The sequence below is a fragment of the Cohnella rhizosphaerae genome, from assembly GCF_029525575.1.
Lineage (GTDB): Bacteria > Bacillota > Bacilli > Paenibacillales > Paenibacillaceae > Cohnella > Cohnella rhizosphaerae.
Map to the genome: position 1 here is coordinate 906638 of NZ_JAPDIA010000009.1, position 21589 is coordinate 928226.

At 60.1% G+C, this 21589-nt stretch carries 21 protein-coding genes and 2 pseudogenes; 13 read left to right on the forward strand and 10 right to left on the reverse strand.

The genetic code is table 11. From position 1 onward, the window contains the following. Positions 1–173: 173 nt before the first annotated feature. Entirely contained in the window at positions 174–1220 is a 1047-nt protein-coding gene (locus OMP40_RS38275) for a M23 family metallopeptidase (protein ID WP_277539460.1), read from the reverse strand. Between the two features lie 109 nt (positions 1221–1329). On the opposite strand from OMP40_RS38275, the gene lipA reads away from it, so the two are divergent. Together lipA and OMP40_RS38285 are read left to right on the forward strand one after the other, a co-directional pair. After that, positions 1330–2262, forward strand: coding sequence for a lipoyl synthase (gene lipA / locus OMP40_RS38280; RefSeq protein ID WP_277539461.1), 933 nt, complete (start codon positions 1330–1332; stop codon positions 2260–2262). 92 nt (positions 2263–2354) lie between these two features. Beyond that, on the forward strand, positions 2355–3698 hold the full coding sequence (locus tag OMP40_RS38285) for a YutD-like domain-containing protein (protein ID WP_277539462.1): 1344 nt from the start codon (positions 2355–2357) through the stop codon (positions 3696–3698). Between the two features lie 34 nt (positions 3699–3732). Here the strand turns inward: OMP40_RS38285 and OMP40_RS38290 are convergent, their stop codons facing one another. Both OMP40_RS38290 and OMP40_RS38295 read right to left on the reverse strand, forming a co-directional pair. Further along, entirely contained in the window at positions 3733–4593 is an 861-nt protein-coding gene (locus OMP40_RS38290; protein WP_277539463.1) for an NAD kinase, read from the reverse strand. A gap of 76 nt (positions 4594–4669) precedes the next feature. Continuing rightward, positions 4670–5806, reverse strand: coding sequence for a nucleoside recognition domain-containing protein (locus tag OMP40_RS38295; RefSeq protein ID WP_277539464.1), 1137 nt, complete (start codon positions 5804–5806; stop codon positions 4670–4672). 267 nt (positions 5807–6073) lie between these two features. On the opposite strand from OMP40_RS38295, the gene OMP40_RS38300 reads away from it, so the two are divergent. Together OMP40_RS38300 and OMP40_RS38305 are read left to right on the forward strand one after the other, a co-directional pair. After that, positions 6074–7573, forward strand: a complete 1500-nt coding sequence (locus OMP40_RS38300) for an aminoacyl-histidine dipeptidase (RefSeq protein WP_277539465.1) — start codon at positions 6074–6076, stop codon at positions 7571–7573. Between the two features lie 142 nt (positions 7574–7715). Then, positions 7716–9429 (forward strand): annotated as a pseudogene (locus OMP40_RS38305) (IS1182 family transposase). A 400-nt stretch (positions 9430–9829) separates the two neighbouring features. Here OMP40_RS38305 and OMP40_RS38310 read toward each other — a convergent pair. Beyond that, on the reverse strand, positions 9830–10153 hold the full coding sequence (locus OMP40_RS38310; protein ID WP_277539467.1) for a hypothetical protein: 324 nt from the start codon (positions 10151–10153) through the stop codon (positions 9830–9832). Between the two features lie 322 nt (positions 10154–10475). Next, positions 10476–11615, reverse strand: coding sequence for an IS110 family RNA-guided transposase (locus tag OMP40_RS38315; RefSeq protein WP_277539468.1), 1140 nt, complete (start codon positions 11613–11615; stop codon positions 10476–10478). 397 nt (positions 11616–12012) lie between these two features. On the opposite strand from OMP40_RS38315, the pseudogene OMP40_RS38320 reads away from it, so the two are divergent. After that, positions 12013–12391 (forward strand): annotated as a pseudogene (locus tag OMP40_RS38320) (globin domain-containing protein). 50 nt (positions 12392–12441) lie between these two features. Continuing rightward, positions 12442–13143, forward strand: coding sequence for a DUF2225 domain-containing protein (locus OMP40_RS38325; protein ID WP_420872122.1), 702 nt, complete (start codon positions 12442–12444; stop codon positions 13141–13143). Positions 13144–13150: 7 nt separating this feature from the next. Here the strand turns inward: OMP40_RS38325 and OMP40_RS38330 are convergent, their stop codons facing one another. Next, positions 13151–13387, reverse strand: a complete 237-nt coding sequence (locus OMP40_RS38330; protein WP_277539470.1) for a hypothetical protein — start codon at positions 13385–13387, stop codon at positions 13151–13153. 133 nt (positions 13388–13520) lie between these two features. Here OMP40_RS38330 and OMP40_RS38335 point away from each other — a divergent pair, with 133 nt between their 5' ends. The 3 genes from OMP40_RS38335 (at position 13521) to OMP40_RS38340 (ending at position 16060) form a co-directional block, all read left to right on the forward strand. Then, positions 13521–15149, forward strand: coding sequence for a M3 family metallopeptidase (locus OMP40_RS38335; protein ID WP_338131393.1), 1629 nt, complete (start codon positions 13521–13523; stop codon positions 15147–15149). Continuing rightward, positions 15097–15312, forward strand: a complete 216-nt coding sequence (locus OMP40_RS40985) for a hypothetical protein (protein WP_338131394.1) — start codon at positions 15097–15099, stop codon at positions 15310–15312. The genes OMP40_RS38335 and OMP40_RS40985 overlap by 53 nt, the downstream gene beginning before the upstream one ends. A gap of 331 nt (positions 15313–15643) precedes the next feature. Then, positions 15644–16060, forward strand: a complete 417-nt coding sequence (locus OMP40_RS38340; RefSeq protein WP_277539472.1) for an O-methyltransferase — start codon at positions 15644–15646, stop codon at positions 16058–16060. Positions 16061–16123: 63 nt separating this feature from the next. Here OMP40_RS38340 and OMP40_RS38345 read toward each other — a convergent pair whose 3' ends face one another. After that, positions 16124–17218, reverse strand: coding sequence for a permease (locus tag OMP40_RS38345; RefSeq protein ID WP_277539473.1), 1095 nt, complete (start codon positions 17216–17218; stop codon positions 16124–16126). Positions 17219–17791: 573 nt separating this feature from the next. On the opposite strand from OMP40_RS38345, the gene trpS reads away from it, so the two are divergent. Continuing rightward, a complete protein-coding gene (gene trpS, locus OMP40_RS38350) occupies positions 17792–18796 on the forward strand; it encodes a tryptophan--tRNA ligase (protein WP_277539475.1) in 1005 nt (334 codons plus the stop codon). Between the two features lie 70 nt (positions 18797–18866). Here trpS and OMP40_RS38355 read toward each other — a convergent pair whose 3' ends face one another. Next, on the reverse strand, positions 18867–19052 hold the full coding sequence (locus OMP40_RS38355) for a hypothetical protein (protein ID WP_277539476.1): 186 nt from the start codon (positions 19050–19052) through the stop codon (positions 18867–18869). Between the two features lie 104 nt (positions 19053–19156). Here OMP40_RS38355 and OMP40_RS38360 point away from each other — a divergent pair, with 104 nt between their 5' ends. Continuing rightward, on the forward strand, positions 19157–19381 hold the full coding sequence (locus tag OMP40_RS38360) for an alpha/beta-type small acid-soluble spore protein (protein ID WP_277539477.1): 225 nt from the start codon (positions 19157–19159) through the stop codon (positions 19379–19381). 54 nt (positions 19382–19435) lie between these two features. Here the strand turns inward: OMP40_RS38360 and OMP40_RS38365 are convergent, their stop codons facing one another. Continuing rightward, positions 19436–20398 (reverse strand): metal-dependent hydrolase, encoded by a 963-nt coding sequence (locus tag OMP40_RS38365; protein ID WP_338131405.1) that lies wholly within the window; start codon positions 20396–20398, stop codon positions 19436–19438. A gap of 241 nt (positions 20399–20639) precedes the next feature. Between OMP40_RS38365 and OMP40_RS38370 the strand changes: the two genes are divergently transcribed. Beyond that, complete coding sequence (locus tag OMP40_RS38370; RefSeq protein ID WP_277539479.1) at positions 20640–20954, forward strand: hypothetical protein; 315 nt, start codon at positions 20640–20642, stop codon at positions 20952–20954. Here the strand turns inward: OMP40_RS38370 and gerQ are convergent. Then, entirely contained in the window at positions 20941–21342 is a 402-nt protein-coding gene (gene gerQ, locus OMP40_RS38375) for a spore coat protein GerQ (RefSeq protein WP_420872142.1), read from the reverse strand. The two genes, OMP40_RS38370 and gerQ, sit on opposite strands and share 14 nt — an antisense overlap. On the opposite strand from gerQ, the gene OMP40_RS38380 reads away from it, so the two are divergent. Further along, positions 21269–21421 carry a hypothetical protein gene (locus tag OMP40_RS38380; RefSeq protein WP_277539778.1) on the forward strand — a complete coding sequence of 51 codons (153 nt, stop codon included), beginning with the start codon at positions 21269–21271 and terminating at the stop codon, positions 21419–21421. The genes gerQ and OMP40_RS38380 overlap by 74 nt on opposite strands. Positions 21422–21589: the final 168 nt, after the last annotated feature.

Below are 21589 nucleotides of genomic sequence, written 5' to 3' on the forward strand. Positions count from 1 at the left end.
ATTGGCCTGGAAAACCGTGTAACTCCGCATCGGCTCCGTCACCAGGGCTACAGTTAGCCGGAAAATCCATGTAACTCGGTATCAACTCCGTCACCAAGGTTACAGTTAGCCGGAAAAATCGGCTATCTCGCACTTGGCCGCGATGCCGTAAATACGGCTAAGCTGAAAGGACCTCACCCGCCGCCCTTGCCGCGGCTATGAAGCGCCTTGCGTTCGGACCGCTCCCAGCTGTGGAGCAGCGGATACGGGTCGAACGCCCATTCCACCAACCCGCGGTCCCTGTACACGCCGTAGTGCAAATGCGGCGGGAATTTGCCCTGCGTCCCGGGTCTTCCATAGCCCGAGCTGCCCACCCACCCGATCACGCGGCCCGGCTCCACGACGTCCCCGGTTCGGATGCTTTTATCGAATCCGGACAGGTGCGCGTAGTAATGGTACAGGTTGTCGATATCTCGGATGCCGATGCGCCACCCACCGAATTTGTTCCAGCCTTTGACTTCCACGACGCCGTAGCACGTACTGCGCACGGGCACCCCTTGGCCGGCGAAAATGTCGGTCCCTTCGTGGATTCTGACGCCGCCCCAGCCTCGCCTGTTGCCCCAGGTGCTGCGATAGGAGTAAACGCTGTTCAGCGGCAGCGGGAATACGTGCTTGGACAAATTCAGCGTACCGAACGACGAGTAGAGCTTGTCGAATTGCTGCACTCTCTGAACGGCTCTCGAGCTCTGATAGTATTCCCATAGCCCGATCGCCACATGGTCTCCGCCTGGTCCTTGCATCATCGTCAGCCGTACGACCGAATAGAGCCTGTCGACGTCGTTGTTCCTGTCGGCCTTGCCGTCGCCCGACCCGTCGCGCCCGATGCCGCCGAAAAGCGCGATCGAGAGCGGCGAGCGGTCCTCCGGATCCGGATTGAGCGCACCGGCCCACCGCTCCGGCGCGACATAAGCGCCGCTGACCGCATGCCCGCCGAGCGGGCGGTCCTTGGGCCGAAGCCGCGTCATCGAGCGTTCGTACTGATCGACGGCGGCCACCTTTTGCCAGGTCAATCCCGTGATCGCCGCGACCTGGTCGTACAGCTCGCGCCGCGCCTTGTCTTCGTCTCCCGGCGCTTGTCCGTGAACGTGCGATACCATCGCAAAGCCGAGGGCGGATGCCGCCGCGGCGACCCGCAGCGGATGCCGCAGACGCCTAGTCTGCGTCATAAGCCGTTTTAACATGATGCCACCTCGCATCGACTCCCCTTTCCCGAGTATCCGTAGCCTTTGCAGTACGTTGGTTTTTATGTGAATCATGCTATAATAAAGGACAGAAAGCGGGGGGAATGGCATGAAGAACGGCGAGAAGACGCCCAAGCCCGACTGGCTGCGCATCAAGCTGACGACCGGCGACAATTATCAGGAAATCAAGCAGATGATGAGGGCCAAGACGCTCCATACGGTCTGCGAAGAAGCAAGGTGTCCCAATATATACGAATGCTGGGCGAACCGCACGGCAACCTTTATGATACTTGGCGATATTTGCACGAGAGCATGCCGTTTCTGCGCGGTGAAGACGGGGCTGCCGACGGAGCTCGACCTGCAGGAACCGGAGCGGGTCGCCGAAGCCGCAGTGCAGATGAACCTGCAGCACTGCGTCGTCACCTCGGTGGCGCGAGACGACCTGAAGGACGGCGGAGCCTCGATCTTCGCGGCCACGATCAAGGCGATCCGCGGCAAGCTGCCGCTTTGCAGCGTCGAGGTGCTGATTCCGGATTTCCAGGGAGATCTCGAATCGCTGCGCATCGTGATGGACGCCAAGCCGGACATTCTGAACCACAACATCGAGACGGTAGCGCGGATGTCGAACCGCGTGCGCGCCAAGGCCAAGTATCCGCGTTCGCTCGAGCTGCTGCGCAGAGCCAAGGAGTTGGCGCCGAAGATTCCGACGAAGTCCAGCATCATGCTCGGCGTAGGCGAGACCTACGAGGAAGTGCTGGCCGCGATGGACGATCTTCGCGCGAACGACGTGGACATCCTGACGCTTGGTCAGTATCTCCAGCCGAGCCCCGCGCATATGGCGATCGCGCGCTACGTCCATCCGGACGAATTCAAGCAGCTCAAGGCCGAAGGTCTGGCGCGCGGCTTCTCGCACGTCGAGTCCGCGCCGCTCGTGCGCAGCTCCTATCACGCGCATTCGCAAGTGAAGTCCGCCGCGGCGTCGGCGTCTGCCGTTCAAGGGGCGGCGGAGAACGTCCAGGCGACGGCGGCAACGGGCGTCTGACGTCGTGCGCCAGCGCGACGACGGGCCATGAATACCTTATTCGAGCGCGGCCGCTGGCGGCCGGCGCACGGGAGACGGAAGGAGAGCCTTGCGTGATCTATCTGACCGGGAACAACGCCTATTCCGTTGTTCACGACCACAAGAACGGATGGAATCCCGAAGCGTTCCGGGAAAGATTCAGCGAGGTGCTGGAGCGATACGATTTTATCGTGGGCGACTGGGGCTACAGTCAGCTCCGGTTGCGCGGCTTTTTCCGCGAGCCGCAGCCGAAGGCGCCGAAGGAGTCCGTCATTTCGCATCTGTATGAATATATACACGAATATTGCAATTTCGGCTGCGCGTACTTCGTCATCGAAAAGCTGGACCCCGCCGCCGTGCCCGAAGGCGCGGGCGTTCGACTTGAAGAGCTTCCGGTCGGCGCGCCGGCGGCGATGCAGGCCGTCGGCGACGGAGACGACGGGCAAGAAGGCGAGCAGCCTGCGCCAGCGCCCGCGGCCGCGATCTCTCTGCCGACGGGCGGGATGCTCATGCGCTGGCCGCTGAAGGAACGGCCGGGAGGCCGGGTGCCGGGCACGAGCCCGTCCGCGGTCGCCCGCGCGGTATCCGAAGGCGCGGAGCGTCGCGCGGCCGCGGCGCAGACCGCGGCCGCGAGCGCGCGCGACGAGATGTACGGGCGCGGCAGTCCCTACGACGGCGCCCGCCAGGAGCGCGGCGGGGACGGCAGGGACCGCAAGCCGGGAGGCGGCGGATACCGCGGAGGCGCAAACGGCGGCGGCTACGAGCGAAGGACCCAGGGCGGCGGCTTCAACAAGCAGGAGCAGCGCCAGCATGCCAGAGACGGCGCCGAGCGGGCGTCGACGTCGGGCGGCGAAGGCGGCTATCGCGGCGGCCAACCCTCCGGCGGCGCGCCGGGCGGCGGCCACCGCAGCGGCGGCGCGCCCGGCAAGTGGCAGAACAATAAGAACCGGCGCCGCGGCCCGCAAGGCGGCGGCCAGCCCTCCGGCGGCATGCCGGGCGGCGGGCATGCGCAGCCAAGGTATGCTTCCGGCGGCGGGCAGCAGCAGGGGCCTCCTTCGGGCAGGCCGCGGCACGACGGGAGCCAGCGGCCCGAGCAGGGGCAACGGGGCGAGCGGCAGGATCACGGCCAGCGGCCCGAACGGAACGACCGTTTCGACCACGCCCGCTCCGATCAAGGGCCGCGGCCGAACGGCGGCGCTCCACGATCCGGGGGCGGCCCGCGGACCGATGGCGGGGGGCAAGCCCGAACGTGGCGCTCCGGCAGGCGAGTGAGCAAGGGCGGGCAATCACGGCAAATAAGACCGGCAGGGCAGCGATCGAACGCGCCCCTGCCGGTTTTATTTGTCCCGACGGGCAGAAAAAGCCCGCCGACTGGACAGTGCACTTCGTGCAAGGTCCGGGCAGCGGGCGATGGTTAGCAGGCAGCGTCCAGCTTCAACGGAGGCGCCGGCCTTACTTGTTTTCCTCGTTTTCGCTCAAGTCGACGAACGTCTTGCGCGGGAAGTTCTGGCTTAAGATCTCCTTCGGCGATCCGATGAACGCGTTGCGCACCCGATTCCAGAACGGATGCGGGCGGTATCTTGCGAAATGGATCTTCTGCTCGGCGACCGTGCAAATAATCGAGCGGACCCCTTGAAAACGCAAGGTCAGGTGGTCGACGAGCAGCGAGAGATCGTCGGACGGATCGGTCACGATGTCGCAATGGTGATGCTTCGGTAGAATGACGGACGAGCCGAGCGTACGGTAAATCCGGTTGTTGATGGACGCCAGCTCCGCAATCTGGAGCGCCTCGAGCGAGGGATGAAGTATGGCGCCGTGCACGCTCTTGTTGTAGCCCGTGCTGCCCGAAGGCGTAGAGACGACGATGCCGTCCCCCCGGAACATCTCGAAGGGTTCGTCGTTAATGTTAAGCTGGGCGACCAGCGTGCCGCCCGGCCGTTTGAGCGTGAATTCGTTCAAGGCGAGATAGGACTTGGTCTCCGTATCCGTGACGACCTGAATGTGCAGCAGCGGATAGCTGACCTTCTGCGGCTCGGTGGACGCGATCAGCGAGACCAGCTCTTCGAGCTCGTTTTTTTTCCAATCGGCATAAAAACCAAGGTGGCCCGTGTGGACGCCGACGAAGGCCACGTCCTCGACGCGGTCCGCGAAGGAATGAAAGGCCTGCAGCAGCGTACCGTCGCCTCCGATCGAGACGATCAGATCCGGACTGCCGGGGTTGGACGTCAGTCCGCGTTCGCGCGCGAGCTTGTGGAACGTCTCCGCAAGTTCGCGGGACAGCGAATCGCCCCGGTCGAGCAGCGCATACTTCAATGGAATGCTCCTTCCCAGCTTAAGCGCTCGTTCGTTGTCTGACATATCTGTCATAGATGATAAACAATATCGGCGCTTAAGACAATGCCGGCGCGGCGTCTATGCCCCGTGAAGCCACGGCCAGAGCAAGTAGACGAGCGCGACGCTGATCGCCGCGTGCAATAGCCGCGCGCGCGCGAAGGGGCCGTACCGCCAGCCGGTGCGTCCCATGAGCCCGGCGACCTGGGCATGCACGGATAGGCCGGCCCAGGCCAGCACGAACGCCGCGCCGGCGACGCGGTCGATCAGCGCGGCCGGAATGCCGCCCGGGCCGGCGCCGGCTTGCCGCCGCGGCATTGCCCAGCGTCACCTCGAACGTCCCCTGCACGAAGGCGTTGGCGAGTCCGGGCTCGAGGCCGCAGGTTTGAAGCGCGAATACGATCGCGTGCTTCAGCGGCAGCAGCAATCCGCCGTGCAAGAGGAGCTGTAGCGTCGCTGAGAAACATACCACAAGACCGCCGACGACGATCATGAGGGCGAGCGAGGACTTGACGGCTTGGTTCAGCACGATGCCGAACGGCCGTCCGTCCGCCATTCGCGCTTCGTGCATCGCGACAATCGCCCGTTTCAATCTGCCCAAGCCGAGCTTCGCGTCGCGAATCGGCGTCTCAACCGGCGAAGCCCGTTTCTCTTGGGCCGGCCTTGACCGTTCCTCGGACTCCGGCTCGGGCTCGTCCTTGCGCCAACGCAGCAGCAGGCCGACCAGCATGGCCCCGCCATAATGAGCCGCAGCCAGCACGGGTACAATATCGAGCCTTCCGAAAAAGCCGAGGCAGACCGCGCCGATCAGGAAAATCGGATCGCTGGTCGTCGTCATCGCGACGAGCCGCTCCCCTTCGCCGCGGCTGAGCAGGTTTTGCTCCATGAGCTGGGAGGTCAGGCGCGCGCCGATCGGGTAGCCGGCTCCGAAGCTCAGCGCCAGCACGAAGCCGCCTGCCCCCGGAATGCGGAACAGCGGACGCATGAGCGGATCGAGCAGCGCGGCGGCCAGGTGTACGATGCCGAAGCCGAGCAGCACTTCGGACAGGACAAAAAAGGGAAATAGGGCGGGGAACAGCACCTCCCACCAGACGGACAAGCCTTTAAGCGACGCTTCGAGCGCGATGCCGGGCATCAGCAGCGCGAGCAGGCCGATGAGCAGGACGCATGCGCCGGCCCCCGTCGCCGCCGCCAACCGCAGCCCTCTTCGGACGAAGCCGGCGTTTCTTTTTTCGCGTTAAGATCAAGTCGGACACGAGCGCACTTCCTTCCCTGGACCAAGCTCCCTCTTGTCCGATTATATGCGGGGCTCGTCGGGAAAATTTCAAGGACGGCGCATTTGCGGCGGGGCCGCGTGCGGTTGCTTATCGAGAGCCGCTGCTATATATTGCAAGCATAGGCCTGTCAAAGGACAGGCGGGCAAGCGATTCGTATAACGAACCGAAGCAAGGAGGCGCGACCATTGAGCAGCGCAAATGCCGAATCGAGGCTATATCGGGGCGATTGTCCCGTCATTCCGCACTTCGAGGCGCTTTCCGCCATCCCGCGAAGCTCGGGACACGAGCGAGCGGCGAGCGATTATGTGGCCGCTTTCGCCAGATCGCGCGGGTTCGATACCGTGCAGGACGCATCGTTGAATCTGATCATCCGCAAGCCGGCTTCCGCAGGTTACGAGCAGGTGCCCCCCGTTATCGTGCAAGGGCATCTGGACATGGTCGGGGAAAAAAACGCGGGCGTCGCGCACGACTTCCTGACCGACCCGATCCGGCTGCGGCTGGACGGCGATTTCATGACGGCCGAAGGCACCACGCTGGGCGGGGACAACGGTCTGGGCGTCGCCTTCGCGATGGCGCTGCTGGATGCGCGGAACGCGGAGCACCCGGCGCTCGAGATCGTGCTGACGACGGAGGAAGAGACGTCGATGAAGGGCGCCAGGAAGCTAGACCCCGCGCTGCTGAAGGGCCGAATGATGATTAACCTGGATTCCGACAGGGAGGGCGTCCTTTATGTCAGCAGCGCCGGCGGAGCGCGCGCGTATCACGCCGTGCCCGTCGAATGGACGGCTGAGCCGCGGCCGGGGCGAGCGGGGCGGCTGCGCGTACACGGCCTTCTCGGCGGCCATTCGGGCGACGATATCGTCCACGAGCGCGCCAATGCCTGCGAGCTGCTCGGCCGGACGCTCGACGGCTTGCGCAAGCGCCTGCCGTACGGCGTCGCGGAAGTTCGCGGCGGCCTGGCGTCCAACGCGATTCCGCGCGAGGCCGAAGCGACCTTGTTCGTGCCGGAGGCGCATTGGGAGCAGGCCCAAGCCGCCATAAGGGAATGGGAATCGGTATTTAAAACGGAGTATGCGGCGTCCGACCCGGAGGCGAGCGTTTCGCTCGAGGCGTGCGAGGCCGGAGCGGTTGCGGCTGACGGGGCGGCGCGAATATTTTCCGATGCTTCCCTGAGCAAGCTTGTCGACTCGCTGCTGCTCGTCCCGAACGGCGTCCTTCGGATGGACAAGGCGATCCCGGGACTCCCGCGTACGTCGACCAACGTGGGCATCGTGGCCATGACCCCGGAGGGCGTGCGCTTCGAAAGCCTGGTCCGCAGTTCGCTAAGGTCCGAGCTTGACGCGGCCATGACAAGGATGGAGGCGCTCGCCCGTCTCCTTGGCTGCGGCTTCGAAGCGGGCGATCATTATCCAGGCTGGCCGTATCGGATGTCGTCCCGGCTGCGGGACGTTTTCGTGGACGTTTACGGACGCGAGTCCGGAAAGCCGATGGAGGTCAAGGCGGTGCATGCGGGCATCGAATGCGGAATATTCGCCGACAAGATGCCAGGGCTGGACGCCGTATCGTACGGGCCGGACCTTTACGATATTCATACGCCGGAGGAGCGGTTCCGCGTCTCGTCCGTCGAACGGACATGGCATTATCTGCTCCAGGTGCTCAAGGCTTTAAAGGAATTCCCCGCATAGAAAGAGGCGATGAGGCTGTCCCAAAAGGATCATGAAAATGACCTGAGGGGCAGCCCTGTTTTTGTTTTTGTAAAACAAAAAAAAAACCGTTCTTTGGTAAAATGGAAGTGTCGAGCAACCATTTACGAAAGGAACGGTTTCTTTGTACATTCAATATAGCATGGATCAACTTTGTCTGCCAATGGATTTGGAAACGGATATTTCTGAAAATCATCTCGTACGCGTCGTGAATAGCGCGGTGAACCGTCTGAGCGACGCCTTGTTCGACGCAGCCTATCCCGGCGGCGGACGGCATAGCTATCACCCCAAAATGCTCACCAAAGTCATCATCTATGCCTACACGCAGCGCCTCTATTCCTCTCGCCAGATTGCCAAAGCCGTCCGCGAAAATATCATGTTCATGTGGCTCGCCGGCCGCCAGCAGCCGGACTTCCGCACCATCAACCGTTTTCGCTCGGAACGGATGAAGGACGTGCTCGAGCAGATTTTTACGGCTGTGCTGGAATTGCTCGTGGAAGAAAAATATGTACAGCTCGAGCATTATTTTATCGACGGGACAAAGATTGAGGCCAATGCGGGCCGCTACACGTTCGTCTGGAAGAAGGCGGTCGTCAAGCAGCACGCGAAGCTGCAAGAGAAGGTGCGGACGCTGTTTGGAGCCATCGAAGAGGCGCAGCAGCAAGAGGATGCCGAGCACGCCGGAGCTGATCTACTGGAGCTTGGAGAAGCGTCGGAGCTCACGGCAGACCGGCTGGAGCAGGCCATCCAGCGACTAGAGGAACAACTACAGGAGAAGCCCAAAGACAAGCCCAAAGACAAGCCGCTCAAAAAAAGCGGTTCGTTTGCTGCGGAAAGACTTGTTGCCACGCCTTCAAAAATACGAGCATCAAGAGGCACTTTTGGGCGATCGGAACAGCTTCAGCAAGACCGATCCGGATGCGACGTTCATGCGGATGAAAGAAGATCATATGCGAAACGGCCAGCTAAAGCCGGGCTACAATGTGCAGATCGGAACGGAAAACCAGTTCGTGCTCGGCTACAGCGTACATCAGCGGCCGACAGACACGAGATGTCTAAAGCCGCATCTGGAGAGCGTTAAAGAAAAGCTGGGCAAGCTGCCGGGTACCGTCATTGCAGACGCAGGCTATGGCGGGGAGGAGAACTATGCCTATCTGGAAAAGGAGCAGGTCCATGCCCTCGTAAAGTACGGCACCTACCACAAAGAAAAGAGCAGAGCCTGGAAAAAAGACATCGGCAAGATCGACAACTGGCACTACAACGAAGAGGAAGACAGTTGGACCTGCGCAGCCGGACAGAAGCTTGCGTTCCGTTACGAGAGTAAAACGACGACAGAGAGTGGCTACGAGATACATACGCGCCATTACCGGAGCGCAAGCTGTGAAGATTGTCCGCTTAAAACCGCATGCACCAAAGCCAAAGGTAACCGGGAGATATCCGTAAGCCTGACGTACTGGCGGCAAAAGAATGAAATGCGGGAACGGTTGCGAAGCGAAGAAGGATATGAGCTATCCGTCCGTCGCATGATCGAGCCGGAAAGTGTATTCGGCCAAGTAAAAAACAACCGGGGGTTCCGGCGCTTTCTGCTTCGAGGCTTGGACAAGGTAAGTCTCGAGGTCGGATGGCTTTGCCTTGCCCATAATCTGCTCAAGAAGCTAGCCATCGACCAAAAACGCAAACGGGACCAAGCAGGAAATTCCTCTGCTTCGTCCCGTTTGGCTATTATTGACATCATTTCAGCTTTCTACTTCAACTTTAGAGGGCTTTTGGGACAGCCCCTTCTTCGTCGGGAAAACGGGCGAAATCTTCGGGCCGGAATATCGTCGATATTTTTTTGAAAGCGATTGCAAAAAAGTAATGTCGCTGTTACATTCATGTGGTACAATAGAACCACGATATGGCTTCAAGGAGTGATTAACGTGGCAGGAATCGTAGCAGGGCTTCTCATGTGCGCTTTCGTCTATGTCATTCGGGAGTCGCTCAGCGGTCCGGAGGAAGAGATCTAGGTCCCCGATCATCCAGTTTTCTACATTATTCGATCGCCCGATAAGGGCGATTTTTGTTTTCATATCATATATAGAAAGTATAAAATCGGCAGGTAACGCTGTACAGCGCCTTACGCCCCCTCTCTCATCGTCGCGCGAGGGGAGAAAGGGGAAAGCTGGTTAACGCAGGCTTTCCAGCCGATTGGATGAGCCGAGGCGAAAATGCCTGCCCATCCTTTGCAGGCATCATAGGTTATTCCTTGCGCATGCATATGGCGAACAGGAGCGGCGGCGTCCAATCGCCCTCGCTGGCTTCACTTGCTAGCGTGAGATGCAAATGAAAACTGCGGGAGTAACCGAAGGCAAGTCGAGCGAAGATACCGGACTCAGATGACGCTATTTCGTAAAAAACGGTGCAATTGTGATCATTGCGGACTGCAGAGCCGTTGATATGAACGAAACTGTCAAGCGTCTCTGTTTGCACCCGTGTTTTTGACAATAGCGAATAGAAGCCTGTCAAGCGATTTTCTTTACAGGCGGTCGCATCATTTCCCATACTTTTCTGGATCTCCGGCATGGAAATGCCCGGAGGTGCCCCTACGGCGAGTAACGGGGTGCAGGGGGCGTCGCTCCCTGCGTTTCCCCTTTAGGGGACGGAAGGGGGCAATTCTTCTTTAGCTCAGAGGCAAAAGCAATTCGCTGGTCGGCAATCTGATATTCGTGGATTCACACATGTTATTCATACGTCTGGAGAGCTTACCCGCTAACTATTGACGAGCATAAGCATTCGCTTGCTCAAGCGGCTCACGCGGTTTTCTCTCCACCTTGCCTGATTTTGCCTCTGAGGTAAAAAAAGAATCGCTTCCCCTCAATCGCCTCCTTTGTTCGGACCCGTTGTTTTACACCGCTGCTTGCAAACGAAGCTTCTCGATCTCCTTAGCAATCGCCCATACAAACCCCGCCAGTTCTCTGGCAATCGCGACCGCGATGCAACCCTTGTGCTTTCCTCTTCGCGCCAGACTCCAATACTTCTTGTGTAATCGATGCTGCGCGCTCCAGGCAATCGACTGAACCTCCGGTGGCAGCCCCTCGATACGGTCGCGCATTCTTCTGCGAATCGCGGGCGCGTGTCGGTAACTTTTCGCGGCTTCCACCAGTACCCGACGCAGATGCGCATTCCCGGCTTTCGTTATACGGCCTTGCCAGCGGCTGCTTCCCGAGGAGTATTCGCTGCTGACCAGTCCGCAGTAACTCATAAACGAAGAGGCGGAGTGAAAGCGGTCGCTGCTCATCATCTCGGATGAAAGCGTAACGGCTGTGACGGCTGCTACGCCTCGCAAGGCTTGCAGCGCTTGAACGACCGGCGCCTGCTCGCTTAAAGCGGCTTGTTCTTCAATTTGCTTTTCGTATCGCTTGATTCGCTCCTTCGTTTCCCAAATCGATTGGCGGTACTCCTGAAAGGTCATTTGTTTGCAGCTGTCCTCGGGAATACGCAGCGTATCCAGCCATTCCTCGTACGCGAAAGTTCCGGGTTTGGCGCCTTTGGCGTCCTGAAGCTGGTGGCGAAGCAGAAACTTGCCCAGTCGTTGCTTAAAACGATTCAAATCCTCGACCGCATCCTCGCGTGCGCGAACGAGATCCCGCAAGCTTTCGTCTGCTGGCGTGGGCACGTATACCGGCGTCAGTTCTCCTGCGCGATACAGCTGTGCGAGTCGAATGGCATCCCGTTTGTCTGTTTTGACCCGGTCGCCGGCACGCTTGGGAATGAGCGAGGGCGCGACCACGCTGCAAGCGATGCCTGCCGTCAATAGCCAACGATAGAGCACATAGCCGGTGGGACCTGCCTCGTAACAGACCCTTAAAGTCACCTCCTCTTTCTCACCCGGACGACGCAGCCTTTGCAGGAGTTTCAATACCGCTTCCTTGCTATGCTCGATGACGCCAAAGTACCGTGCTTCTCCTCGTCCCTCATCCGCAAAGGCAACCGCGATTTTGGATTTGGATACGTCTAAACCTACGTACTTGATGGCCATACTCATACTAAACCGACTCCTTTTGCTTTGAGCTCTGTATTTGGTAAATGGGTTGTTTCTGTAAACGCCATTTTTCCCAAATGTAACCTCCGAGATAAGCAAACAGGGTGTCGGTTTCGTTCATGATAACTATTCACCCACATCAAGACCAAAATAGGTCTCTAATCCCGCAATAGGGGCTCCTGGGTCCGCGAGCGGGCTGCAAAGCGCGATCGGAACAAATATAAGGGCTCCTGAGTCCGTCCGCTGCGCGCCATTGCGCAATCAAAGGCCGCAGGCGGATTTTCTTTTGTGCGAAAACGGAAAAATTAGGATAGAAGTCTTACGTCGTTGTGGTATAATAAAGGGACTTCAGGTAGTAAGTCCCGATATCGACCGAAGAGTCGGGAGGAGATTGCAACCTATGAACTACGGAAGCGTGTACGAAGCGATCGGCGGAGCGGCTACGGTCCGGAAGATCGTCGAAGGCTTTTACCCGAAGGTGCAGCAGCACCCGCTGCTGGCGCCGTTGTTTCCGGAAGACATCATGCCGGTCATGGACAAGCAGTACCTGTTTCTGACGCAGTTTTTCGGGGGGACCTACTTTATATTCCGATGCCTACGGACATCCGATGATGCGGGGAAGGCACCTGCCGTTCCCGATCACGCCCGCGAGAGCCGAAGCATGGCTGGATTGCATGCGCCGCTCGCTGGACGAGACGGAGCTGTCCGGGGAACTCAAAGCCTTCGTGCTGGAACGGCTGTCCGGTCCTGCGCATCATTTTGTGAACACCGAAGAGTAATTGGCCGTCTCGCGCGTTCGCCGGGACGCGTCCGACATGGAGGGATCGGGATGGAGCCTCTTTACCAGACTAAGGTTGCATGCGTGTGCTGCGAAGCCGAGTTCGTGACCTCCCGCGTAAGACCGAGCCTGAAGCGCGCGATACGATCGGATTCTGATTTTTGCTCCTATTTCAAATCGGCCAATCCCGATTTTTATGTCGTGCGGGTATGTCCGTACTGCGGATTCGCCTCTACGGAGAATTCGAATCAGCGTCTCGTGGACTGGCAGCGGAACGCCTATCTCGAACGCGTCGGCAAGCATTGGAAGATGAGCGACTACGGCGGGGAGCGCAGCGCGGCGGACGCGCTGGCGTGCTACAAGCTCGCGCTTCTGACGGGACAGATCATCAAGGAAAAGGATCGCGTCGTCGCGGGCATCCTGCATCATATCGCGTGGCTGTATCGCTACGAGGGCAATGCCGAGCAAGAGAGTAGATTCCTGCAGTACGCGCTTGAAGCTTATATCAAGACGTACCAGTCGGAGCGCGAACTGATGAACAACGCCCGCCTGCTGTACCTGATCGGGGAGCTGAACCGGCGGCTCGGTCACTTTCACGAGGCGGTCAGATGGTTCAGCCGGGTCATTCACGACAAGAGCATCATGGATTCCGCGATGATACGCGCCTCGCGCGAAGGCTGGCAAGCGGTCCGCGACGAGATGTCGGGCAAAGGCGCCGAACTGCCCGAAGAGATGCAGCGGCTCGGGAGCTGAGCGCGAATCAGGCTCGGAGCGGCTTGCTCGCCAGCAAGTAATCGCCGTCCGCATCGACGAGTTGAAGCCTGGACCGACAGCAGGGCATGACGATCGTTCGCTTCATGAGACCGCCGCGCAACTGATCGAGCTCCTCGGGCTTCAGCGGCAGGCGAACGTGGGATTGACGGCAGAACGGGCATTCGGAGGCGTACACCTCGTTCATCTGGATGTCGTAAGGCAAGCTGTTGCGAAATGGAATCATGATCTTCCCCGCTCCTCTCTGGCAAAACCGTGTCCATTAACGATACAATAGTCGGGACGGGCTGACAATGTCCGGATGCCGAAGGCGATCGGTCAGCCGATCGCCGGCAACGCGAGAGAGGACGGGATGATCGATGACGGACAGCTATTCCCTGAACTGGGATCTGGACAAAATTTTCTCCGGGGGTTCCGAATCCCCGGAATTTGCCGCGTTCTCCGAGGCGCTCGAAACGGAAACCGCCGCGCTGCTCGCGGAGCTCCAGGCCGCAGCGGACGGCGAAGCCGCAAGCGACGAAGCGCTGAACGATTGGACGTCCGGGCTTCAGGACCTGACGGCGCGGCTGCGGGAGGCGTTCTCCTACGTAGGCTGCTTGTCCGCGCAAAATATGGAGGACCGCAAAGCGACGGCCTGGACGGAGAAGCTCCAGACGTTGTCGGCCAAGCTCGGCCAGTCGCTCGATCTGTACGATGCCGAGCTGGCCCGGGTGCCGGACGATCGGCTTGAGGCCTGGATCGCTTCGGCGCCCGTCTCCGAGATCGCATTCGTGATCCGGGAGCGCCGGGACTTCGTCAAGGAGAAGCTGCCGCCCGCGCTGGAGGCGCTTGCCGGCGATTTGGCCGTCGACGGCTACCATGGCTGGGGCGAGAACTATCAGACCATCGTCAGCCGAATCGCCATTCCTTGGGAGGAAGACGGCGCGGTCAAGACATTGTCGGCGGGACAGGCGTTCAACAAGCTGTCGCACCCGAACCAGCGGGTGCGCGACGAGATGGGCGCCAAATGGGAAGAAGCCTGGGCCGGGCAGGCGGATTTGGCCGCGGATTCGCTGAACCGTCTCGCGGGCTTCCGTCTGAAGCTGTATCAGGCGCGCGGCTGGCAGGATCCGCTCAAGGAGCCGCTGCTCATCAACCGGATGAGCCGGGACACGCTCGACGCGATGTGGGAAGGCGTCGCGGGCGGGATGGAGCCGCTTAAGCGCTATATGGCCGCCAAAGCCCGCCTGCTCGGCAAGGAACGGCTGGACTGGCACGACGTATCCGCGCCGGTTGGCGCGGAGGGCGGCGCGATCGGCTACGGCGCAGCCGCCGCGCTGATCCGGGACGCATTCGGCGGCTTCTCGCCCGCGCAGGCCAAGCTTGCCGAGCGGGCGTTCTCCGGGCGCTGGATCGAAGCCGAAGACCGGGCGGGCAAGCGGCCGGGCGGCTTCTGCACCGATTTTCCGTTGACCGGCGAGACGCGCATCTTCATGACCTATTCCGGCACGCCGGACAACGTCTCTACACTGGCTCACGAGCTGGGACATGCCTATCACGACGTCTGCGTGGACGGCTTGCCGCAGTTCGGGCGGAATTACGCGATGAACGTCGCCGAGACGGCGTCCACGTTCGCCGAAGGGCTCGTGAGCGACGCGCTGCTGCGGGCGGCGGGGGAGCGACGCAGAGCGGCTGTCGCTGCTCGACGAGCGGCTGCAGCGGGCCTCGGCCTTTTGCAACAACATCCGGGCGAGATTTTTGTTCGAGACGAGATTTTACGAGGAGCGCAAACGCGGGATGCTCGACGTGCAGGCGCTGAACGAGCTGATGGTCGCAGCGCAGAAAGAAGCGTTCGGCGATGCGCTGGCCTCCTGGCATCCGCACTTTTGGGCGGCCAAGCTGCACTTCTATGCGACGGAAGTGCCGTTTTACAATTTTCCGTACACGTTCGGATACTTGTTCAGTACGGGCATCGCGGCCGTCGCGGAAGCCGAAGGTACGGGCTTTAACGAGCGCTACGACCGGCTGCTGCGGGATACCGGGCTGATGATGGTCGAGGAGCTCGGCAGGCGCCATCTCGGCGTCGAGCTCGACAAGCCGGCGTTCTGGCAGGCCGCCGTGCGCCGCGCGATTTCCGATGTCGACGCGTTCGAAGCGCTTTGCGCGCGTTGATCGGTCGGAGGCCGGCGTGAAGCCGATAGGTGGAAAATGAGCGGAAGAACCGCACACGCGATTGAGGTGTGCGGTTTTTTTGCGTTTTCCGGACATCGGCGGAAACTGGAAAAATGACATGGGAACGATGCCGGAAGTTAAGCGATAGTCGTCTATCGTGGTACTAAAATTATGTGTAAAATTCACATTAAAAGAAAAAAATGCATCATTTAGTCGAATATTCTAAATTTTTTGTTGAAATTTTTAATATACCTACCCTATAATGATTCATAAGTCGTAGGTAATACTTGGCGACAATGAGGAGTATTTCCCAAATCGAAGGAGGAGAATTATGGCGTATGAGTTTGAAGTCCCGCTTGCCAGGCAAGTGGATATGGCTTTCCGGCAGATGGAAGGCGAGTTGAAGGGCATGACCGCAGGGACGATCGTGCTGCAAGTGCGCAACGATACCGTAGGGAAGTTCGGGATACGCCATTTGCCGGTCGATCTGGCTGAACGCCGGACGACAGGGGATGCCAAACCGGACGGGCTGACGGACGCGTTGATCGGCGAGCTGCGCAAGGCGGCGGTCGAGGCGATCCAGCGCAAGACGAGCTGGACGCATGGCGAGGTTACATACGACTTCGGGATCAAGCACGGCAAATTATACTTAAGCGTAACCGTCGAATCGAACTACAATATGGCAAACGTTTTATTTCATGTAAATAACAAGAAATTCGGAAAACGCGACCGCTCCGGCGAACATTAATCCGGCCGTTCGTTGTATATGGAGGCAAGCGCCGAGCGCGCCTGCCTCTTCTTTAATTGGCGTTCAATGCAACCATTGCAGTTTCTCGGCCAAGAGCGAGCCGGCCAGCACGAGGCCAAAGACGAGCAGCGCGAATCGGATGACGAAATCTTTTCGGAACGCGGCGAGCATGACGGTCAGGCCCTTCAGATCGATCATGGGCCCAAAGACGAGGAAGGCGAGAATCGCGCCCGGATGGAATAAACCGGCGAGAGGCGCCGCCACGAACGCGTCGGAGGTCGAACAAAGCGATAGCAGGAATGCGAAGCCCATCAGGAATAGATGCGAAAGCCAGTTATGGCCTGCCGCGGCCTCCAACGTCTGCGTTCGCAGCACGGTCTGTACGAGCGCGGTAAGCGCGGCGCCGATCAACAAGTATTTCCCCATGTCGCGAAGATCGATCATGGCATGTGAGGCGATGGACGATACGGCGCCCGATATGCGCGCGCGGCGCCCAGTCGCCGCGAACGCCCCATGTCCATGCTTATGCTCATGCCCGTGTCCATGTCCATGCTTATGCTCATGCCCGTGTCCATGTCCATGCCCGTGTCCGTGTCCGTGCTCATGCCCATGCCCATGCGCGCATCCGACAGTGCCTGCGCCTTCCTTAAGCGGGTTTCGCCGCAGGAAGAGCAGCAGGGCCGTGCCTGCCGCCAGCGCTACGGCCAGGGCAAGCAGCAAACGCGCGAAGGCCATCGCGGGATCGCCGTCGAAGGCGACGACCGTGGAGGCGAAGACGATGGGATTGACGACGGGGCCGGCGATGATATACACGATGCCGATATACGCGGGCAGCCCTTTGCGGATCAAGCGGCGTGCGACGGGGATCATGCCGCACTCGCACAGCGGGAGCGCGAGGCCGAGCAGGCTGCCGAAAAGCACGCCGCCCAGCCGGCTCTTGGGAACGGCGGAACGGACGAGCCTGTCGCTGACGAACGTCTCGAGCGCCGCGGAGACGAGGGCGCCGAGCACGAGAAAGGGAAACGCGTCGAGCAGCACGGAAAAGAACGATCGCAAAAAAACGAACGGCCCGTTCGGATTCAATTTCCACACCAAATACAGGCATCCTGCGGCAGCTGCCCAAGTCGCGCCGCGCAGCGCGGTCAACGTCATGCCCATGCACGCTCCTCTCCGATCGGACGCGCGCGGGCTTTCGTCTTGCCAGTCAAGCTAACCGTGCCGCGCGCCAACGATTACACATATGCGCGACTTGTCCGCTTCCAGAACCATCAATCGATGGCGCGTGCAAGGACAACGCCGTCCGAAACTCGCCCTTGGAGCCGAAGGTTGACTTCTAACGCGCCTCGCGTATAATGAACGATAACATACGAGGCGATGATGAGAACAAGTAAGCGTGGCAAGGAACTTCAGAGAGCCGGCGGCTGCTGCGAGCCGGCGTTCCGCCAAGGCCGAATGGATCTCGGAGCCGACTGGGAAACGAATCTTCTCGTCGCGCGCCCTCCGGGCCCGTGGGCGGGCCAGGCTCCCATCCAGTCCGTCCGTTCCCCCGTTACCGGAACCAAAGGCTCGCGTTCGGCGCATCGTCCCTAGGGGGGGCTTGCGATCGGCGAGAGCGAATTAAGGGTGGCACCACGACCTCTTCGTCCCTTTGACGATAGAGGTCTTTTTTGCGTTTAACGCGCGTCCGGCAAGGCAAATCCCTATTTCCGCGAATCGAAGGAGCGATTGACAATGAGCGAAGCGAACGGAAAAAAACGCGTGCTCTCCGGCATCCAGCCGAGCGGGCAGCTGACGCTTGGCAATTACATCGGCGCGATGAAAAATTATGTCTCGCTGCAGCACGAATGCGACAGCTACTTTATGATCGTGGATTTGCACGCGATCACGGTGCCGCAGGAGCCGGCGGCGCTGCGCGAGAATACAGAATCGGTGGCGGCGCTCTATCTGGCGGCGGGCATCGATCCGGACAAGGCGGCCATTTTCGCGCAATCCCATGTGCACGAGCACGCGGAGCTGGGCTGGATGATGACGACGCTCTCCTACATGGGCGAGCTGGAACGCATGACGCAATTCAAGGACAAGTCGGCGGGCAAAGACGCGGTAGGCGCGGGATTGTTCGTGTATCCGCCGCTGATGAGCGCGGATATTCTGCTCTACAAAGCGGACCTGGTCCCGGTCGGCGACGATCAGAAGCAGCATCTGGAGCTGACGCGGGATCTTGCGGGTCGCTTCAATCATCGCTTCGGCGAGACGCTGGTCGTGCCGGAGCCTTTCATCCCCAAGGTAGGCGCGCGCATCATGTCGCTGGACGACGCCTCCAAAAAAATGAGCAAGAGCAACCCGAACGCGGGCAGCTACATCGCGCTGCTCGACCCGCCTGAAGTGATCCGCAAAAAGCTGTCCCGCGCGAAAACCGATCTTGGCCGCGAGGTGGTCTACGATCCGCAAAACAAGCCGGAGATCAGCAACCTGCTGAGCATCTACGCGAACTGTTCGGGCGAGACGATCGAGGTCATTCAAAGCCGGTACGCGGACAGAGGCTACGGAGACTTCAAGAAGGATCTGGCGGAACAGGTCGTCGGCGTGCTCGAGCCGCTGCAGCGCCGCTACGCCGAGATCCGGTCCTCCGGGGAGATTCATCGGATTCTTCGGCAAGGCGCCGAGCGTGCGCGCGCGGTTGCCGCGAAGACGCTGTCCGAGGTGAAGGAAGCGATGGGCTTCCTGCCGCCGCTTTGAAATGAGTCCGTAAAAAAGGAAAGGGCCTGCAGCTGCCTCCTGAGGAGGCGCGCAGGCCTTTTCTTTGCGATTAACGCTGCGTGATCTCCTGCCGCTTCGCGATCTTCGACTTGAGCGTGAAGCCCCAGCCGATGAAGGCGAACGCCAGCACGGCCAGGCCCGACGCGAGCCATCCGTTGTAGTCGATCGATATCGCCGTGCCGAGCAGAAGCAGCATCGAGACGACCGCAAACAAAAGTCCCAAAGGTTTGTTCAAAATGTGTTCACCTCCGAGTATAGTTTTCTTCGAGCATAGCATAATAACAACGCAAGCTTGCAACCAACACCAATCTCAGCAGGACGAAAGGAGAAATATCAATCATGGCAAGCAATAGCTCCGGTTCCCGTAATCAAGTTCTGGTCCCTCAAGCAAAGGCTGCGCTGCAAAGCATGAAGACGGAAGCCGCTCAATCCCTGGGCGTGCAAATTCCGGCCGACGGCTACTACGGCAACGTAACGTCCCGCGACGCAGGCTCCCTTGGCGGCTACATCACCAAGAAGCTGGTCCAAATGGCCGAGCAACAACTTTCCGGTGGCAGCCGCTAACATCCGTTAGCTCACCGAAAGCCCGAGGCAACCCCTCGGGCTTTTATTGTGCGCCTAAGCGGCGCCGAGGTCAACCTCCGGCCGCAAAAAAAATGGCGCGTCAAAAGGATCGCGCGCGCGAAAAAGACGGCTTCGGCCGTCTTTTTCGCGGAGCGGGCGCGAGTTGCGCGGCGATCCGGTCAGTACGCGTTCATGCGAAGCCGTTTTTCCAGGCGCTCGTCGCTGAGCCAGCCGACGTAGGATTGAAATCCTTTGTAGGAAGCGTCCATCATGACCGTCGCTACGAAAGGATACTGCTTGCGGTGCCGGTACCGGATATCGATCCAGCGAACCTCGTAGCCCCAAGGCTGCTCCCGGACCTGTGCGCAAGGAAACGGCGTGACGTTCAGCAGCGCCTGCACGTCCTTGTTCTTTTTTGGAGGCTTCGACCGCCGGATGGACGTCGCACTTCGTATGATCGATCCAGTGCACCGCGCCTTTGTCCCATTCGCCGATGGCGAACGTGCAGTCCGTCGATTGACGGACCAGATTCCACCGATGCAGGTTCAGCGTGGGCAGCAGCGTGTACTGGTCCCCTTCGCGCCGTTCGGGGTCATGCGAGGGAATGCGGGCGGACAGGCGACGGTGTACGACGCTCCGCCAGGCGTAGTATACGGCCAGCATCGCGTACAATACGGGGAATACGACGGTGGGGCGCGCCCAGCCGGTCAGCCAGAGCAAAATGGCGACGAGATGCGCGCCGAAAATGAACGGATCGAAGATATGGATGATATTCCATGCGATCCATCTCCGCGTGACGGGCCGGAAGGCTTGCGTTCCGTAGGAGTTGAATAAATCGCTCAGTACGTGAAGGAGCACGGCGAGCAGCACCCACAAGCCGATATGCCACCAGGACACGCTTCTGAAAACAAGGGACACGGCGAGCGTGATCAGGACGGTCCAACCGGCGATGGCCGGAAAAGAGTGGGACATGCCCCTGTGGTTTTTGATATAATCGGCATTGCTCTTGAATCGCAGTACGGTATCGAAATCGGGGGGCCTGGGAGCCCGCGATCGTGCCGATCAGAACGGCGACGGGGCCGTACGGTTCGGAGGCGATGACGGGATCGATCAAGGCGAGTCCGCCGAGTCCGAGCCCGAAAACGAGATGCGTCCCGGAATCCATGATCATGATCTCCTTTGCCGTCAGTTTCGCCGCGTGGCGCGGCATCGGTATAGTATGGGCGCGGCATTATTCAAATATGAGGGGCGACGACGAATGTCCTTGATCCTGTTTTGCGAATACAGCATTCCGGAAACGAACCGCGAACGCTTCCTGGCTTGGGCGCTCGGGGAGCCGTCGAGGTGGAAAGGCGCGGAGCTGGCTGAAAACCGGGAGCAGCCCGGCGTATTCGTCGAGCTGCGGCGCCCGGCGAACGATAGCGAAGCGGCGGCCATGAAAAAAGAACGCCTCGAGGGGCGTTCCTGGTCGGAGATGACGTCATGGGTGAAGGGCGGACGCGAAGGCCTGCGGGTGTGGACCTTCGCGCCCCTCGCGCCCGTCGCCGGAACGGCGCCGGTTAACGGCGAGTGACGGGATTGTTCGCCGAACCGAAGGGCAAATTATAATTAAGCGGCTCGTCGAACGTAATGTAGTCGAGGTTCACCATGAGCAGCAGATATCGCATGCCTGTCGCGGGATCGCTGATAATGATGTGATCGCGGCCGGCGGCTTCAAGAACGCCTTTGAAAATTTTAGCGTTCCAGTCGCTGTTGTTTTCGTAGGTCATGTAGAGTGTGGCCACTTTGCCGAGGTTCATGCGCAGGATGTTCTCGACGTACGATTCCTCGCGGCCGGTAGCCGGAAGGAAGGTGGAGATCGGCAGCGCAGTTCCGGCCGGCGGCAGCATGGTCATCGTCATCGAACCGTTCGGCACGGCCGCCGGCATGCCGGAAGGCATCGCGGACGTCATGCCAGGCATCGTTCCGGGCATCATACCGGGCGACATGCCGGGCATCATACCGGGCATCATACCGGGCGTCATGCCGGGCATCGGCTGACCCGCGTTCATGGCGCTCGTCGACATTTGGGGCATGCTGCCTTGGGGCATAGCCATTTTGTTGTACAAGGGAGATCCTCCTTTAATTGGGCGGCGCTTCATATGCGCGGATAATACGGAAACGCCCGATCGGCTAAAGCATGAAACGCAATGGGCGAATGTCTCCGTA